Annotated in this window: 14 protein-coding genes; 8 read left to right on the forward strand and 6 right to left on the reverse strand. The window is 73.5% G+C overall.

Annotation, left to right across the window (positions count from 1 at the left end; all coding sequences use genetic code 11):
* Positions 1–22 precede the first annotated feature (22 nt).
* Together AC1VWI_RS15135 and AC1VWI_RS15140 are read right to left on the reverse strand one after the other, a co-directional pair.
* Entirely contained in the window at positions 23–667 is a 645-nt protein-coding gene (locus tag AC1VWI_RS15135; RefSeq protein ID WP_499511529.1) for a TetR/AcrR family transcriptional regulator, read from the reverse strand.
* On the reverse strand, positions 664–2268 hold the full coding sequence (locus tag AC1VWI_RS15140) for a DHA2 family efflux MFS transporter permease subunit (RefSeq protein WP_499511530.1): 1605 nt from the start codon (positions 2266–2268) through the stop codon (positions 664–666). Before AC1VWI_RS15140 ends, AC1VWI_RS15135 begins: the two co-directional genes overlap by 4 nt.
* A gap of 170 nt (positions 2269–2438) precedes the next feature.
* Here AC1VWI_RS15140 and panB point away from each other — a divergent pair, with 170 nt between their 5' ends.
* From panB to AC1VWI_RS15175, 7 genes are all read left to right on the forward strand, one after another.
* Complete coding sequence (panB, locus tag AC1VWI_RS15145) at positions 2439–3320, forward strand: 3-methyl-2-oxobutanoate hydroxymethyltransferase (protein ID WP_431961130.1); 882 nt, start codon at positions 2439–2441, stop codon at positions 3318–3320.
* Positions 3321–3522: 202 nt separating this feature from the next.
* Positions 3523–4068 carry a hypothetical protein gene (locus tag AC1VWI_RS15150; RefSeq protein ID WP_499511531.1) on the forward strand — a complete coding sequence of 182 codons (546 nt, stop codon included), beginning with the start codon at positions 3523–3525 and terminating at the stop codon, positions 4066–4068.
* Positions 4068–4661, forward strand: coding sequence for a sigma-70 family RNA polymerase sigma factor (locus AC1VWI_RS15155; RefSeq protein ID WP_089221762.1), 594 nt, complete (start codon positions 4068–4070; stop codon positions 4659–4661). The genes AC1VWI_RS15150 and AC1VWI_RS15155 overlap by 1 nt, the downstream gene beginning before the upstream one ends.
* Positions 4658–5371, forward strand: a complete 714-nt coding sequence (locus AC1VWI_RS15160) for an anti-sigma factor family protein (protein WP_499511532.1) — start codon at positions 4658–4660, stop codon at positions 5369–5371. The genes AC1VWI_RS15155 and AC1VWI_RS15160 overlap by 4 nt, the downstream gene beginning before the upstream one ends.
* Positions 5372–5513: 142 nt before the next feature.
* A complete protein-coding gene (locus AC1VWI_RS15165; RefSeq protein ID WP_499511533.1) occupies positions 5514–6494 on the forward strand; it encodes an ATP-binding cassette domain-containing protein in 981 nt (326 codons plus the stop codon).
* Positions 6491–7312 (forward strand): ABC transporter permease, encoded by an 822-nt coding sequence (locus tag AC1VWI_RS15170; RefSeq protein WP_499511534.1) that lies wholly within the window; start codon positions 6491–6493, stop codon positions 7310–7312. The genes AC1VWI_RS15165 and AC1VWI_RS15170 overlap by 4 nt, the downstream gene beginning before the upstream one ends.
* 10 nt (positions 7313–7322) lie before the next feature.
* The gene (locus AC1VWI_RS15175) at positions 7323–8378 is read left to right on the forward strand and encodes a PHP domain-containing protein (protein ID WP_499511535.1); all 1056 of its coding nucleotides are present in this window, start codon (positions 7323–7325) and stop codon (positions 8376–8378) included.
* On the opposite strand, the gene AC1VWI_RS15180 is transcribed toward AC1VWI_RS15175, so the two are convergent.
* The 3 genes from AC1VWI_RS15180 to ligD form a co-directional block, all read right to left on the reverse strand.
* Positions 8369–9919, reverse strand: a complete 1551-nt coding sequence (locus tag AC1VWI_RS15180; RefSeq protein WP_499511536.1) for a M48 family metallopeptidase — start codon at positions 9917–9919, stop codon at positions 8369–8371. The two genes, AC1VWI_RS15175 and AC1VWI_RS15180, sit on opposite strands and share 10 nt — an antisense overlap.
* A gap of 145 nt (positions 9920–10064) precedes the next feature.
* Entirely contained in the window at positions 10065–10940 is an 876-nt protein-coding gene (locus tag AC1VWI_RS15185) for an ATP-dependent DNA ligase (protein ID WP_499511537.1), read from the reverse strand.
* A gap of 13 nt (positions 10941–10953) precedes the next feature.
* On the reverse strand, positions 10954–11853 hold the full coding sequence (ligD, locus tag AC1VWI_RS15190; RefSeq protein ID WP_499511538.1) for a non-homologous end-joining DNA ligase: 900 nt from the start codon (positions 11851–11853) through the stop codon (positions 10954–10956).
* Between the two features lie 41 nt (positions 11854–11894).
* Between ligD and ku the strand changes: the two genes are divergently transcribed.
* Complete coding sequence (ku, locus tag AC1VWI_RS15195) at positions 11895–12794, forward strand: non-homologous end joining protein Ku (protein WP_499511539.1); 900 nt, start codon at positions 11895–11897, stop codon at positions 12792–12794.
* A gap of 7 nt (positions 12795–12801) precedes the next feature.
* Here ku and AC1VWI_RS15200 read toward each other — a convergent pair whose 3' ends face one another.
* On the reverse strand, positions 12802–16149 hold the full coding sequence (locus AC1VWI_RS15200) for an ATP-binding protein (protein ID WP_499511540.1): 3348 nt from the start codon (positions 16147–16149) through the stop codon (positions 12802–12804).
* Between the last annotated feature and the right edge of the window lie 565 nt (positions 16150–16714).

Consider the following 16714-nt stretch of genomic DNA (forward strand, 5'->3'; position numbering starts at 1 on the left):
TCCCCCTTGGTCCCCCAGGCGTTCAGCGGCCGGCGCGGACGCCCTGCAGCACCGAGTCGACGATCAGCTCCGACAGCCCCTCCGGCAGTGCCGCGTCCGGCCGCAGCATCGAACGCGACAGCATGGGGCCGATGAAGAGGTCCCCGAGGAGTTCCGGGTCGATGTCGTCGCGGAGTTCGCCGCTGCGGATGCCCCGGCCCAGGACCTCGCGGACCTGGGCGCGCCGGGCCGCGATGACGGTGTCGTGGTAGGCGGCCCACAGTTCCGGCTCGTTCTGGGCCTGGGCGAGGACGTTGCGCAGCAGGGCGGAGGAGCGCTTGACCAGGGCCCTGCGCCGTATGAATTCGACGCAGGTGACCAGGTCGTCGCGGACCGAGCGGCCGGCGAGCCGCGGGGTCTGCTCGTCGACGGACTTCATGACGTCGAGCATCAGCGCGTTCTTGCCCGCCCAGCGCCGGTAGACGGTGGCCTTGCCGACGCCGGCGGCGCGGGCGATGCGCTCCATCGACAGCTCCCCGATCGTGGCGCCCTCCTCCAGCAGGCTGAGGACCGCCTCGATGATCGCGGTGTCGGCGGCGGCGCTGCGCGGACGGCCGCGCGGGAGGCGCCCGGCGGACCCGGGGACCGTGTCGCCGCCGGGTGCCGTCGCCGCCCGGGTGCCGGTCACCGCTCCGCCCCCACCGGGCTGACCTCGCGTTCCTCTCCGCCCGCGGGGCGCCCCCCGGCGGCCTTGCCGGGCAGGAAGACCACGACGACGAGCATGCCGAGCAGCGCGACACCGCTCGCGACGTAGGCGGTGACGTGCATGGCGTCGAGGAAGGCGTCGGTGGCCGGGGCGAGCAGCGCCTTGCCCGCGGGACCCATGCCCTCGGCCACGGCGCGCGTGGCCTCGATGGACTCGCCGGCCCGGTGCTGCACGTCGGCGGGGAGGCCGGTCAGGTGGTCCGCGATGCCGTCACGGTAGACCGTCGACATCAGCGAGCCCAGCACCGCAACGCCGAGCGCGCCGCCGACCTGCCGGAAGGTGTTGTTGACGGCGGAGCCGGAGCCGGCCTTCTCACGCGGCAGGGAGGACATGATGGCGACGGTCGCGGGCGGCATCACGTGGGCCATGGCCGTGCCCATGAGGAAGAACAGCACCTCCAGCTGCCAGATCGGGGTGTCGGCGTCGAGCAGCTGGAAGCCGAGGAAGCTGAGCGCTATCAGCGCGAGCCCGGCGGCGCAGGTGAGGCGGGCGCCGATCCGGTCGACGACCAGCCGGGCACGGGGTGCGAAGACGAGCTGGGCGACGGCGAGCGGGAGCAGCAGCAGGCCGGAGTCCAGGGCGCTGTAGCCGCGCACGCTCTGGGTGTAGAAGACCATGAAGAAGGTCACGCCCATGAGCGCGAAGAAGACCAGGCCGATCGCGGAGACCGAGGCCGAGAAGGTCGGGTTGCGGAAGTAGGAGACGTCGAAGGCGGGGTGGCTGCTGCGGGCCTCGTGCCAGACGAAGGCGCCGAGGACCACGAGGCCGCCGATGATGGCCGTCAGGGGCGTGGGGGCGGTGAAGTCGGCGAGCTGGCCGCCCTTGATGATGCCGTACACCAGCAGCACCAGGCCGACGATGGACAGCAGCACGCCGACGGGGTCGAGGCGGCCCGGCCGCGGGTCGCGGGAGTCGGGGACGATGAGCACCATCGCGACCAGGGCGACGGCGATGATCGGCACGTTCACCAGGAAGACCGAGCCCCACCAGAAGTGGTCGAGGAGCAGTCCGCCGGTGACCGGGCCGATGGCTATCGCCAGGCCCACCGCGCCGGTCCAGATGCCGATCGCCTTGGGCTGCTCCTCGCGCTCGAAGACGTTGATGATGATGGCGAGCGTCGCGGGCATCACGAAGGCGCCGCCGAAGCCCATGACCGCGCGGAAGGTGATCAGCTCGCCGGAGGAGCCGGCGAAGGCCGAGAGCACCGATCCGACGCCGAAGACGGCCATGCCGAACAGGAGCACCTTCTTGCGGCCGAGGCGGTCGCCGAGCAGGCCCGCGGTGAACAGCAGACCGGCGAAGACCAGCGTGTAGGAGTTGATCGCCCACTCCAGCTGGCTCTGGGTGGCACCCAGGCCGGTCGGGGCGGGCTCGGCGATGGTCTTCATCGCGACGTTGAGGATCGAGTTGTCCAGGACCACCACGAGGAGGCTGAACAGCAGGACGGTCAGGATCCCCCAGCGGCGGCGGTGGACCGCCTCCGGGACGCTGGGGCTCTGCGGCTGGGCTGTGTCGGCGGGCATGCCGTCAACGTAGACCCGATTTCCGATACGGGACCGTCTCGTATTGTAAAACCTCGGCAAAAGGGGGAGTGACGGACGCCCCCCTTTGCGCGGACGGCGGCGCGTGTCAGCATGGAATCGGTCCGGGGACGCCGTCAGGGCGCCTCGAGATGACACAAGGAGCAGTTGCAATGACGCATGCCGTTCCGGCTGCCCAGACGCCCGCCCAGCCCGCTCCCGACAGCAGCAAGGCGCTGTACGGCGGCAAGGGGACACGGCGGATCACCGTCCGGGACATCGCCGCCGCCAAGGAGCGCGGCGAGAAGTGGCCCATGCTCACCGCCTACGACGCCATGACCGCCTCGGTCTTCGACGAGGCCGGCATCCCCGTGCTGCTGGTCGGCGACTCGATGGGCAACTGTCACCTCGGCTACGAGAGCACCGTCCCGGTCACGCTGGACGAGATGACGATGCTGTCCGCAGCCGTGGTGCGCGGCACCAAGCGCGCGATGGTCATCGGCGACCTGCCGTTCGGCTCGTACCAGGAGGGTCCGACGCAGGCGCTGCGCAGCGCGACCCGGCTGGTCAAGGAGGCCGGGGTGGGCGCCGTGAAGCTGGAGGGCGGCGAGCGCTCCGCCCAGCAGATCGACCTGCTGGTCCAGGCCGGCATCCCCGTGATGGCCCACATCGGCCTCACCCCGCAGTCGGTCAACGCCTTCGGCGGCTACCCGGTGCAGGGCCGCGGCGAGGAGGCCGCCCAGCAGCTGCTGCGCGACGCCAAGGCCGTGCAGAACGCCGGCGCCTTCGCCGTCGTGCTGGAGCTGGTCCCGGCCGAGCTGGCCGCGGAGGTCACCCGGATCCTGCACATCCCGACGGTCGGCATCGGCGCGGGCGTGGAGTGCGACGCCCAGGTGCTGGTCTGGACGGACTTCGCCGGGATGACCGGCGGCCGGGTGCCGCGCTTCGTCAAGCAGTACGCGGCGCTGCGCGAGACCCTCGGCGGTGCGGCCAAGGCCTTCGCCGAGGACGTCGTGGGCGGTGCCTACCCGGCCCCGGAGCACAGCTTCCACTGACCCTGCGACGACCCGTCGCGGCGTCACGCGCGACTTCCCCCTGAGGCGGTGCGACCCACCGCCGGCTTCCGCCCCGGGCACCCCCTCCCCGGGGCGGAAGTTTTTTCTGGGGACGTTGAGTACACCGGCCCTCACCCCCGTATGAGTGGGCAACCGCCCACCAGGGGCGGAGCACCGACGAGAAAGTGCCGGGGGCCGTGGCATGAACGTTCCGAAGTTGCGCCGATCGGTGGGGGCGGGGGCATTCGCCTCCGCCGCGCTGATCGTCGCCACCGCCTGCAACGCGGGCGTCGACAATGCCAGTCCCCCGGTGGGCGCGATCCAGGCGTCGCAGCCCGCACCGGCGCCCGGCCTCCGGACCGTCGACAACGCCCAGCTCGGCAAGCTGGTCACCGACGAGAAGGGCTGGGTGCTGTACCGCTTCGAGCAGGACAAGCCCAACCCGCCGACCTCGACCTGCACCGGCGAGTGCGCGACCCAGTGGCTGCCGGCCGCCGCGGTCTCGGACACCCAGGTGCAGGGCGTGGACCAGAACCTGGTCGGCAGCGTGAAGCGCCCCGACGGCACGATGCAGCTCACGCTCAACGGAATGCCGCTCTACCACTTCGCGGGCGACAAGAACCCGGGCGACACCAAGGGCCAGGGCGCGAACCGCACCTGGTACGCGGCCACCCCGGACGGCGAGAAGGCCGGGGCGCCCGCGCAGCCGAAGAGCGCCTCCTCCGAGAACGGGTCAGACGGGTACTGATGGGACAGCAGGCATTGAGAGGACTCGACCCCCAGCGATCAGTAGGGCAGGATGCGCTCGTGGCCGACCATCGCTCAGGTGGGGTCCCCGAAGAGGACCTCATGCGGGCGCTCTACCGCGAACACGCGGGTGCGCTCTTCGCATACGTTCTTCGGCTGGTCGGCGGTGACCGCTACCTGGCCGAGGACGTCGTGCAGGAGACCCTGCTGCGCGCGTGGAAGAGCGCGTCCCGGCTCGACCCGGGCGCCCGTTCCCTGCGGCCCTGGTTGGTGACGGTCGCCCGGCGGATCGTGATCGACGGCCACCGCAGCCGTCAGGCACGGCCCCCGGAGGCCTCACCGGCCGCCCTCGACCAGCTCCCGGCCGAGGACGAACTCGAACGCTCCCTGAGGCTGATGACGATCTCCGACGCACTGGATGATCTCACCGAGGCCCACCGCCAGGTGCTGATCGAAACGTACTTCAAGGGCCGGACGGTCAACGAGGCCGCGGCGGCGCTGGGGGTACCGCCCGGCACCGTGCGCTCGCGCGTCTTCTACGCCCTCCGCTCCCTGAAAATCGCTCTTGAGGAAAGGGGTGTGACCACCTCGTGACGGTCTACGGTTACGGCTCCGGGGCAGGTACCCCCCACGACCCGCACGTCGACGTCGGGGCGTACGTCCTCGGTGTGCTCGACGACGCCGACATGGCGCGCTTCGAGGAGCATCTCGCCATCTGCCACCAGTGCGGACAGCAACTCGACGAGCTGAGCGGTCTCGTGCCGGTACTCGCCGAACTCGCTCCCGCCGGCGCCGGAGTGCCCCTCCCGCCCAGCGGCGACAAGGTGCTCGGACGTCTCCTCGGCAAGGTGTCGGACGACCGCAGGACCCGCGCCCGGCGCAGGATGTTCGCGCTCGCCGCCTCGGTGGCGCTGATCGTGGCGGGCCCCACCGTCGCGGTGCTCGCCTCCGGCGGCGGCTCCGACGACGCCCAGGCCAGGGTCTACGCGGAGCAGTTCAAGGGCACCGACAACTCCACGGGCGTCAAGGCGACGGTCGGTGTCAACGAGAAGAAGTGGGGCAGCGAGGTCGGCCTCACCCTCGCCGGGGTCCAGGGCCCGCTGACCTGCCGCCTGGTCGTCGTCGGCAAGGACGGCTCCCAGCAGACGGTCGGCACCTGGAGCGTCCCGACGGCCGGCTACGGCACCTCCGACCAGCCCAACCCGCTCACGCTGGACGGGTCGGCGGGGATGCAGCCGGACTCCATCTCCCGGTTCGACGTCGTCACGTCCCAGGGCCAGCGGCTGGTGTCGGTCACCACGTAGGCCCTGCGGGGCCGATGCCCGAGGGGGGACGCGCGGTGCGCGTCCCCCCTCGGGCGTTCTCCGGTGGCGCGTCGGCACCGTGTCGGTGGGGCTGTCAGCGATATGTCGGCGCCGTGTCGGTGGGGCGCGCGACCGTGGCGGCATGACACAACGGGATGCCAAGAGCGCGGACGCCGCCGTCAGGGTGCGGGGGCTCGTGAAGCGCTACGGGGAGACGAAGGCCCTCGACGGGGTGGACCTGGACGTGCGGCAGGGGACCGTACTCGGCGTGCTGGGGCCGAACGGCGCCGGGAAGACGACGCTGGTGCGGATCCTGTCCACGCTGGTCCGGCCGGACGCCGGCACGGCGACGGTGGCCGGTTACGACGTGGTGGCGCAGCCCCGGCAGCTGCGCCGGGTGATCGGGCTGACCGGGCAGTACGCGTCGGTCGACGAGTCCCTGTCGGGCCGCGAGAACCTCTACATGATCGGCAGGCTGCTGGACCTGTCCCGGCGGGACGCCCGGAGCAGGGCGGACGAGCTGCTGGAGCGGTTCTCGCTGACGGACGCCGCCCGCAAGCCCGCCAAGGAGTACTCCGGCGGCATGCGCCGCCGCCTGGACCTGGCAGCGTCGATGATCGGCCGGCCGGCGGTGCTGTACCTGGACGAGCCCACCACCGGCCTGGACCCCCGCACCCGCAACGAGGTGTGGGACGAGGTGCAGAACATGGTCGCGGACGGCTCGACCGTGCTGCTGACCACGCAGTACATGGAGGAGGCCGAGAAGCTCGCGCACGAGCTGACGGTCATCGACCGCGGCCGGGTGATCGCCGGCGGCCGGGTCGAGGAACTGAAGGCGAAGGTCGGCGGCCGGACCCTGCAGGTACGGCCGGTGGACCCCGGGGAGCTGGACGCGATGGCGACGGTGCTCGGCACGGGGACGCAGGCCGTGCCGGACCACGCGGGCGGGGTGCTCAACGTGCCCATCCTCAGCGACGAGCAGCTGACGGACGTCGTGGCCGCGCTCGGCACGCACGGCTTCGCCATCGCCGGCATCGACACCCATCTGCCCAGCCTGGACGAGGTGTTCCTGGCCGTCACGCGCGGCAGCGGCACCCGGGACCGAGAGGAGCTCGCGGCATGACCGCCGTCACCGTCCCCGCGGGGAACGCCAAGGCCGCCACCGCCGATCCGCGGATCGGGCTGCGCGCCAACCTCCGGCACATCGGCGCCCTCGTGCGGCGCAACGTCCTGCAGATCCGGCAGGACCCGGAGTCGATGTTCGACGCGCTGCTGATGCCGATCGTCTTCACGCTGCTGTTCGTGTACGTCTTCGGCGGCGCGCTGGAGGGCAGCCAGGAGAAGTACGTCAACTACATGGTGCCCGGCCTGATGGCCATGATGGGCATGAACATCGCCATGGCCGTCGGCACGGGCGTCAACTCGGACTTCAAGACCGGGGTGATGGACCGCTTCCGCACGATGCCCATCGCCCGCTCCTCCGTGCTGATCGCGAAGATCGTGGTGGAGATCGGCCGGGCGCTGGTCGCCACGGTGATCCTCCTCGTGATGGGCTTCATCCTCGGACTGCACGTGGACAACGGTGTGTTCGGGCTGGTGGGCGCGGTGGTGCTGTCGCTGACCTTCGGGGCCTCGCTGATGTGGGTCTTCATCCTCCTGGGTCTGGTCGCCCGGACCCCCCAGTCCGTCCAGGGACTCGCCATGATCGTCGTCCTGCCGCTGCAGTTCGGGAGCTCGATCTTCGCCAAGCCCACGACCATGCCGGGCTGGCTGGAGGCCTTCACCCGCTACAACCCGCTGTCCAACCTCGCCGACGCCTCCCGCAACCTGATCAACGGCGGTGCGGTCGCGCACTCGGCGATGATGACGTTGATGTGGGCCGTGGGCATCACGGTGATCAGCGCGCCGCTGGCGGTGGCGAGGTTCCGCAACAAGACCTGATCCTGGAGGCATGGACCCCGTCGAGGCGCTGGACCGGATCGCCTTCCTGCTGGAGCGGGACGGCGCCCCGACGTACCGGGTCCGTGCCTTCCGCGGGGCCTGCGCCACCGTCTCCGCGATGCCGCCGGAGGAACTCCGGCGGCGCGCGGAACGGCCGGGCGGCCTGGAGGAGGTCAAGGGGCTCGGCCCGAAGACCGCCGCCGTCGTCCGGGAGGCGCTGGCGGGCGACCGGCCCGCCTACCTGACCCGGCTGGCGGAGGGCGCCGCGGACGCGGTCCCCCGGCCGGAGGGCGGCGCGGGGCGGCGGATGCGGGCCGCGCTGCGCGGCGACTGCCATCTGCACTCGGACTGGTCCGACGGCGGCAGCCCGATCGAGACGATGGCCCGCACCGCGATGGAGCTGGGCCACGAGTGGGCGGCGCTCACCGACCACTCCCCCCGGCTGACCGTCGCCCGGGGGCTCACCGCCGAGCGGCTGCGCGCCCAGCTGGAGGTGGTGGCCGAGGTCGGCGCCCGTCTCCCCGGCTCCTTCCGGCTGCTGACCGGCATCGAGTGCGACATCCTCGCGGACGGCGCCCTCGACCAGAACGCGGAGCTGCTGGACCGGCTGGACGTCGTCGTCGCGTCCGTCCACTCCAAGCTGCGGATGGACCGGGACGCGATGACCCGGCGGATGATCTCCGCGATCAGCAATCCGCTGGTGGACGTGCTGGGGCACTGCACGGGACGGCTGGTGGCCGGCAAGCTGCGCCCGGAGTCGGAGTTCGACGCGGACCTGGTCTTCGCCGCCTGCGAGCGCTTCGGGGTGGCCGTGGAGATCAACAGCCGCCCGGACCGCCTCGACCCGCCGCGGCGGCTGCTGCGCAAGGCCGTGGAGGCCGGGGTCCTCTTCAGCATCGACAGCGACGCCCACGCCCCCGGCCAGCTGGACTGGCAGATCCACGGCTGTGCCCGCGCCGAGGAGTGCGGCGTCCCTCCGCAGCGGGTGGTCAACACCTGGGACGCGGACACCCTGCTGCGCTGGACCCGCACCCGCGAGGTGCCGGCCGCGGCGTCTCAGGTCTGAGCCGGTGCCCGGTCCACGGGCAGCCCGAGGAGTTCCCGCAGGCCCGAGCTGTCCGGTTCCGCTGCGTCCTGCGGGGACACGGCGGCGTCCACGGCACGGTCCAGGGCGGCGTGGACGCCCTCGTCGAACTCCAGGTGCCTGCCGCGTTCCCAGTCCAGTTCCCAGCGGGCCCGGCCGTCCTCGACCAGGGCGGCCAGCGCCAGGGAGTACAGCCCGTCCGCGGCATCGGCGCGGGCGCGCGCCCGCAGGGAGTCGTCGAGGAGCATGTGGCCCCCGTGGCCGGGGCGCGGCATGCAGTCGACGACCTCCGGCCAGCGTCCGGCGTCGAGGGCGTCCAGCAGCATCCCGAGGTCCGCGGGGGTGCGCAGGACCGCGCGGGCGGCCCGGAGCACCGGCGTCGTCTCGGCGCCGAGCTCCGCCGTCCCCACCTCGGCGGCCAGGTCCCGCCAGGGCAGCTGCCGCAGCCCGGCGGCACCGGGGAGCGCCAGCACGGTGCGGGCACCGGTTGCCACGGGATCCCCGAGCAGGCCGGCGCCCGCCGGTGCCGGCTCGCCGGGGAACGTCCCGGCGGCGTCCGCGGGCAGCGCCTCGATCGCCGCGACCCGCTCGCGCATCGGGGGGTGCGAGTCGTAGGGCGAGGTCTTCTCCCGGGGCGGGTCGGCGATCAGCCGCCGCTCCTCCTCCCGCCAGGTGCCGCTGTCCAGGAACGCGCCGAAGCCGGGGTGCACCTCCTCGGCCGGAGGGAGCAGACCGAGCGCGGTGCCGATGCCGGCGTACTCCCGGACGTAGCGGGTGTGCGCGGCGTCGAGCAGGGGGATGCGCCGCAGGGCGGCGGCGGTGGTGTCCCGTCCGGCGATCCGCGCGGCGGCGCGGTCCGCGGCGAGTTCCCCGAGGCGTGCCTGGGCCTGCGTCGTCCGCAGGCAGAAGCGGGCGTAGCCGGCGAACATCGAGCCCATCGCGTGGCCGATGCCGTTGCCGTCCTCGGCGTACCGCTCCAGGACCCGCATCAGGCCGGCGCGGTTGCGGGCGGCCAGCCCCGCCAGGAGGGTGTCGCGCCGGGCGAAGTGGCCGAGTTCGTGGGCGATGACCGCGTCGATCTGGCGTTCCGTCAGCCCCGTCAGGTACGGGATGCCCAGCACCATCCGCCGGCGCCCGGCGACCAGGCCGAGCACCCAGGAGCTCTGCCAGACGGCCGCCACCGGCTCCGCCACGAGCCAGATCTCCACGGGGGCGGCCGTCTCCATGGCCTCGGCCACCCGGCGCACACGCGCCCACAGCTCCGGTTGTTCGTCCGCGGTCACCCGCACCCCGGCCGGCCGGTGACGGTTGACGCCGCGGACGGAGGCGAACAGGCCCGACACCAGCGGTGAGGCGAAGGCGACGCTGATGCCCAGGAACAGGCAGGTCACGTAGCCCTGTCGCAGCGCGACGTCGGTGAGGACGACGTCCGCGGCGACGATCGACGCGAGCAGGCCGACGGCCATGACGTAGAAGCCGAGCAGCAGCACGAGCAGCCGGACGGCCTGGAGGAACGCACGCATGCCGGAAGGGGTCTCCTGGGAACCGAAGGGGGAGTCGCCCGCGACGGGCCGAGCGGCGACGCGCCATCGTATTCCCCCGCCGACCGCTGCTCAACGGCCTTTCCGGGGTGGGGTGGTGCACTCCTGCCCGCGGTCCTCCCCGCGGTCAGGCGTCGGGCCGCAGGCGGAGCACCGTGGTCAGGGCGTGGCGGCCCTCGCCCTGGAGGATCTCGACGGGGAGCGGTGCGGGGAGGGGGCGGTAGGGGGTGCCGTCGTCGAGGGTCGCGCCGGGCGGGGGCGGCGGGGGGACGAGGAGCGCGGCGAGCCGGGTGCGGAGGGGGGCGTCCAGGGGCGCGGTGGCGAAGGGGCCGTCGCCGAGGTCGAGGACGAGGGCGCGGGGGGCGCGGGGAGTGCCGGTGAAGCCGATGGCCTCGGCGTCCTGCGGGACGGCGTGGCGGAGCTTGAGCCAGTCGCGGCGGTCGGGACGGTAGCGCTGACCGCGGCCCTTGACGACGAGGCCCTCGATGCCGAGCGGGGCGAGCGAGGCGTACCAGTGGACGGCCTCGTCGCGGTCGGTCGTCATGGGCACGGCCTGCAGCGGCGGCCCGAGCGGTTCCAGCAGGGCGACGAGGGCCGCGCGACGTTCGTGGTACGGCCGGCCGCGCAGGTCGGTGCCGGCGGCGGCGAGCAGGTCGAAGGCCGCGTAATTGGCGGGGAGGTCGGTACGGCGGCGCGACCCGCGCAGGGCGCGGCGCTGGAGGGCACCGAAGTCGACGCGGCCGTCCCGCCAGATGACGACCTCGCCGTCGAGGACGGTGCCGGCCGGCAGGGCCCCGGCGGCCTCCGCGATCTCGGGGAAGGTGGCCGTCACGAGCCGGCCGGAACGGGTCTGCAGGCGTACGGGGTCGGTGAGCACGACCATGCGGTGGCCGTCGAACTTCGGCTCGTAGGCGCAGCCGCCGGGGAGGGCGTCGGCCGCGGGAACGGTGTCGACGCGGCGGGCGAGGGCGACGCGCACGGGGAGCGGGAGGGGATCGGTCACGAGGGGGCGCCCGTCACGGCAGGGTGCCGCGGCCGGCGGGGTCGTCCAGGGCGGCCAGCGGGTCGCCGTGGTCGGCGGTGCGCTGCAGGACCTCCTCCGGGGTGAAGGCGAGGTCCTCCGCCTTCCGGCAGGAGGCGACCTCGTCCCAGGTGACGGGGGTCGCGACGCCCGGGCGGTCGCGCAGCCGCAGGGTGTAGGGGCAGGCGGTGGTCTTCGCGGAGGCGTTCTGGGACCAGTCGATGAAGACCTTCCCGGCGCGCAGGCTGCGGGTCATGGAGAACACGACGAGGCCGGGGTGCTCGTCGCGCATGCGGGTGGCGAGTGCCTTGGCGTAGCCCGTGGCCGCGGCCTCGGCGGCGGGACGCAGCGGCGCGTAGAGGTGGAGCCCCTTGCTGCCGGAGGTGACGGGGAAGGAGACGAGCCCGTCGTCCTCCATCATCTGCCGCAGGCGTTCGGCGACCCGGCAGCAGAGGACGAGGTCGGCGCCCTCGCCGGGGTCGAGGTCGAGGACGAGGCGGTCGTGGGCGTCGCGTCCGCCCGCCACGGTCCACTGCGGGACGTGCACCTCCCAGGCGCCGAGGTTGGCCATGGTGACCAGGGCCGGGGTGGAGTCGACGACGATGTGCGGCTCGTCGGCCTCCCCGGCGGTGGTCACCCAGTCGGGCGTGCCGCCGGGCGGGCGTTTGGCGAACCAGCGCTGGGCGTGCGGGCCCTCGGGGGCGCGGACGAAGGAGGCGAGGCGACCGGCGGCGTGCGGCACCAGCACCGGGGCGACGCGGGCGTAGTACTGCAGCAGCTGTGCCTTGGTGTGACCGGTGACCGGGAAGACGACCTTGTCCAGGTGGGTGAGGACCACGCGGCGGCCGTCCACCTCGACCGTCTGCCGGTCGGGCGAGGCTGACGGGGCGGGCATAGTCTGGAAAGTCCCCGGAAAGGGACAAAAGTATGCGATCCATGTGGAAAGGTGCGATCGGCTTCGGGCTGGTCTCCATTCCGGTCAAGCTCTACGCGGCCACCGAGGAGCACGGCGTCTCCCTGCACCAGGTGCACGCCGAGGACGGCGGCCGCATCCGCATGAAGCGGTACTGCGAGAAGGAGGGCAAGGAGGTCCCCTACGCGGAGATCGCCAAGGGGTACGAGGACGAGACCGGCCGCACGGTGGTGCTCACCGATGAGGACCTGGCCGCCCTCCCCCTGCCCAGCAAGAAGCTGATCGACGTGCTCGCCTTCGTCGACGCCGACGAGATCGACCCGCTGTCCCTGTCGCGGGCCTACTACGTCGGCGCGGAGACCGCCGCCGCCAAGCCGTACGTCCTGCTCCGCGAGGCCCTGAGCAGCAGCGGCAAGGCCGCCGTCACCAAGATCGCGCTGCGCACCCGCGAGTCCTTGGCGCTGCTGCGCGTCCACCAGGACGTGCTGGTCCTGCACACGATGTACTGGCCCGACGAGCTCCGCGCCGCGGAGGGGCTGGCGCCGCCGGAGAAGGTCACCGTGCGGCCGCAGGAGCTGAAGATGGCGCAGAGCCTGATGGACACCCTTTCCGAGGACTTCGACCTGGAGTCGATGCACGACGAGTACCAGCACGCGCTGGACGAACTCGTCGCCGCCCGGCTGGAGGGCGAACCCGTCCCCGAGATGGCCGAGGTCACCGCCGCCCCCGACAACGTGGTGGACCTGATGGCCGCGCTCCAGGCCAGCATCGACGCCCGCGGCGGGGAGAAGGCCGGAGCGAAGAAGACCGCCTCCGGCAAGGCCCCGGCGAAGAAGGCGGCCGCCGGGAAGGCCCCCGCGAAGAAGGCGGCGGCCAAGAAGACCACGGCGAAGAAGGCGACGCCCCGCAAGAAGGCGGGCTGAGGACGCGTCAGACGGGCTCGCGCAGCAGCTCTACCGCCTCGGGGAAGGTGAGCCCCCCGCCCTCGCGGTAGGCCGCCGCGAAGTCCTCCTCACCCAGGTACCCGCGCAGCCGCACCGCGTCCTCGTCCATGCTCGTCCGCTCCCACGGGGTGCAGGCGGTCTGCCGCAGCGCGTCGTGCGCGCCCAGCACCACCGCGGCGCGGCGCGCGGGGCCGCGGACGTCGTCGCCGCTGCGCAGCCCTGCGATCCCGGTGAAGAGCGCGACGCCCGGCGGGAAGAGCAGCACGCCGATACGCGGCCCGATGACCGGGCTGAGCGGATGCCCCTCCATGTAGGCGACGGACTCGGCGAGATGGGGCAGCCCCCCGTACGGGTCGCCCGCCATGCCGGTGAGCCAGCCGCGGACGGCGGCGAGCAGTCCGACGATGAACGAGGGCATGCCGCGCGGCGGGTCGGCCTGCATGGCGTCGAGCAGCGCGAAGGCCTCGTCCAGTTCACCGCGCCGGGCGAGCAGGGCGATGAGCAGCACCCTGCCGTAGTAGCCCGCGTCGTCGCCCACCGGCCGGAAGGACGCGGCCTCGGCGACTCCCGCGCGGATCAGCCGCTCCCCCTCCTCCAGGTCGCCGGCGTTGGCGAGGGCGTCGCCGAGGCGGACCATCATGATCGGCACGTGCTGGTACGCACCGAGCTTGCGGGCGAGCTCGATGGCCAGTCGGCAGCTGTCCGCGGCACGCGCCCAGTCGCCGGCGTTGGCGCTCGCCTCGGCCTCCGCCGCCAGCGCCTCGGCCATGCCCCAGTCGTCGCCGACCCGGCCGAACAACTCCCTGGCCTCGCGGATGTCGTCCATGGAGGCGTCGAGCCGGCCCTCCACGTCGTTCATCACCTTGGCGCGGAACTGCAGCGCGAACGCCAGCTCCCACACCCGGCCGTGCAGCCGGCAGCTCTCCACCGTGCCGTCGATGAGCTCGGGCATGCGGTCGAAGCGACCGGTCAGCATCGCGCCGAGCACGCGGAACAGCCCGGGCCGCAGGCTGGACTGCGGCAGCTCCGGCGGGTAGGCCTCGATGATCGCCTCGCCCAGACCGACCAGCCTCGGATCGTTCCACACGTCGTGCTCGCCCATGTACGCGAACACCTCGCCGGTGCGCACCCAGCGCCGCGCCTCGGTGAGCTGCTGCGGCGTCATCGGCGGCGGGTCCTCCAGCGGCCCGCGGTCCAGCGGCGGGAGCCGTACCGGCTCGGCGAAGGCGTCCACCGGGCTCATCGCGACCACCACGGCGGGCCAGTGGCCGATCTCGCTGCGGTAGTTGCGCATCTCCCAGAACCAGCTGCAGGCCAGCACCAGGCAGAGCGCCTCCTGCTCGTCCCCGGTGTCCACCGCCCGGCGGATCGCCGCCCGCAGGTTCTCGTGCTCGCGCTCCAGCCGGTCCAGCCAGAGCAGTTGGCGCGGCCCGCGCAGCTCGGGGTCGGCGGTGCGCACGTACTCGCGGAAGTACGTGGTGTGGCGGCGCCCCACGGTGTCGCGCTCACCGGCCTCGTCGAGGCGTTCGGCCGCGTACTCGCCGATCGTCTCCAGCATCCGGTAGCGCGCGCCGTCCTCGGCGAGGTCGGCGACGACCAGCGACTTGTCGACGAGCGAGGCCAGGACGGAGGCGACGTCCCGGGCGTCCACGGCGCCGCCGTCCTCGCCGCACACCGCCTCGGCGGCGGCCAGGTCCCAGCCGCCGGCGAACACCGCGAAGCGTCGCAGCACGATCCGTTCGGCCTCGCTGAGCAGGCCCCAGCTCCAGTCGACGACCGCGCGCAGCGTCTGCTGCCGGGGCAGCACGGTGCGACTGCCCGCGGTGAGGATGCGGAAGCGGTCGTCGAGCCGGTCCGCGAGCTGGCGGGGCGTCATCATCCGGAGCCGGGCCGCGGCCAGTTCGATGGCGAGCGGCAGTCCGTCGAGCCTGCGGCACAGCTCCGCGCAGGCCTCCGGGTCCTCGTCCGGGGTGAAGCCGGGGCGGGCCGCCGCGCCGCGGTCGGCGAGCAGCCGCAGGGCGGGGGGCTCCGGCAGCGGGTCCAGCGGCCGGATCAACTCGCCGGGCACACCGAGCGGTTCACGGCTGGTGGCCAGCACCGCCACACCGGGGCAGTGCGCGAGCAGCCGCTCCGCGAGCTCCGCGGCGGCGCCGATCACGTGCTCGCAGTTGTCCAGGACCAGCAGCATGCGGCGCTCCGCGCAGTACTCGGTGAGCTGCAGCAGCGGGTCCTTGGCGGCGGCCCCCTTCGCCTCCGCGGCCAGCGCCGCCTCGGTCGCCGAGGCCGCGTGCAGCAGCGTCTCGCGCAGGCCCAGCGCGTTCACCACGGCCACGGCCACGGTGCGCGGGTCCTCCACGGGCGCCAGTTCCGCGAACCAGACGCCGTCCGGCCAGCGCCCGGCGACCAGGTCGCCGGCCTCCTGCGACAGGCGGGTCTTGCCGGTGCCGCCGGGGCCCGTGACGGTGACCAGCCGCGCCACCGCAAGATCCGCGGCGATCGCGGACAGGTCCGCCTCGCGGCCGACGAAACTGGTCAGCCGGGCCCGCGCGTTGCCGAGCCGCGCCGGGCTCCCGGACACGGGCGCCGGCGCGGCGGCCCCGGCGGGGGCGGGGGCGGAAGGATTCAGCAGCTCGGCGTGGAGGGCCCGCAGCTCCGGGCCCGGATCGGTGCCCAGCGTGTCGGCGAGCTCGCGCCGCACCTCCTCGTACGCCACCAGCGCGTCGGCGCCCCGGCCCGCCTCGCGCAGCGCACGCAGCCGCAGCACCTGCACCGCCTCGTTCAGCGGATGGGCCACCGCCAGCTCCACCGCCTCCGGCAGCACCTGCTCGGCGCGGCCGAGCGCCACCTCGGCGGTGATCCGCAGCCGCCGGGCGTCCAGCCGCAGCGCGTCGTAGCGGGGCGCGACGGACGCCCGGTCCGGAAGGTCGGCGAGCACCGGGCCGCGCCACAGCGCCAACGCGGAGTCCAGCGCCTCGGCGGCCTTGGCGGCGTCGCCGTCGGCGAGCGCCCGGCCGCCGTCCTCCACGAGCCGCTCGAAGCGGTACAGGTCCACGGCGTCCGGCGCGGCGACCAGGCGGTAGCCGCCGTCCACCGAGCCCACGGCCTCATGACCCACGGCCCGGCGCAACCTGGCGACCAGGGCTTGTAGCGCCCCGGTCGCGTCGGCGGGCGGTTCGCCCTCCCACACCTCGTCGATCAGCGCCTCGGTGGTCCGCACCCGCCCGGGGCGCAGCGCCAGCGCGGCGAGCAGCGCCCTCAGCCGCGTACCGGCCAGCGGCACGACGGTGCCGTCGCCGCGGTGAGCCTGGGTCGTCCCGAGAATGCCGTAACGCACGCCCCCATTCTGTCCGAGCCCCCGGTACCCCCGCTCCCGGGTTGTGATTGCGGCCCGTTGTCGTGTGCGGCGCCATTGTGGTTGCGGTTGGGGTTTCTCCCCCGCCCGCCCTCCCGATTGCCCGGCGCGGTCAGTGCGGGCCTGCGCTCTGTTGGGGTGGGGTCGGTGCCGCGCCGGCGCACTCCCCCAGCCTTCGGCCGGGGGGACCCCCACAGCGCTCGCGGTTCACGTCCACATCATTCGGCGCCCGGGTCCGCCGCTCGTCGCTTCCGGGCGCACCCCGCCACACTCCCTCCCGTCGTATGAGCGCACGACGGCCGGTGGGGGGTCAGAAGGGCACCTGCGGCAACCCCGCACCGCCTTCTGAACCCCCACCGGCCGTTGGTCGCCGCACGATACGGAGGGGGCGGGGTCGTTGGGGTGGGCGTTCTGGACGCTGACGTGTATGTGTTGTGCGGCATCCGGGGTCCGACCTGGACCGCCCGCCATGCACATAAATATGCGGTCCAGAATGCCCAGCCCCGGAGGCCCCGACCCCGGCCCACCACGCACGCGCGAAGCCCGC

This window comes from Streptomyces sp. TOM-9, assembly GCF_056858595.1.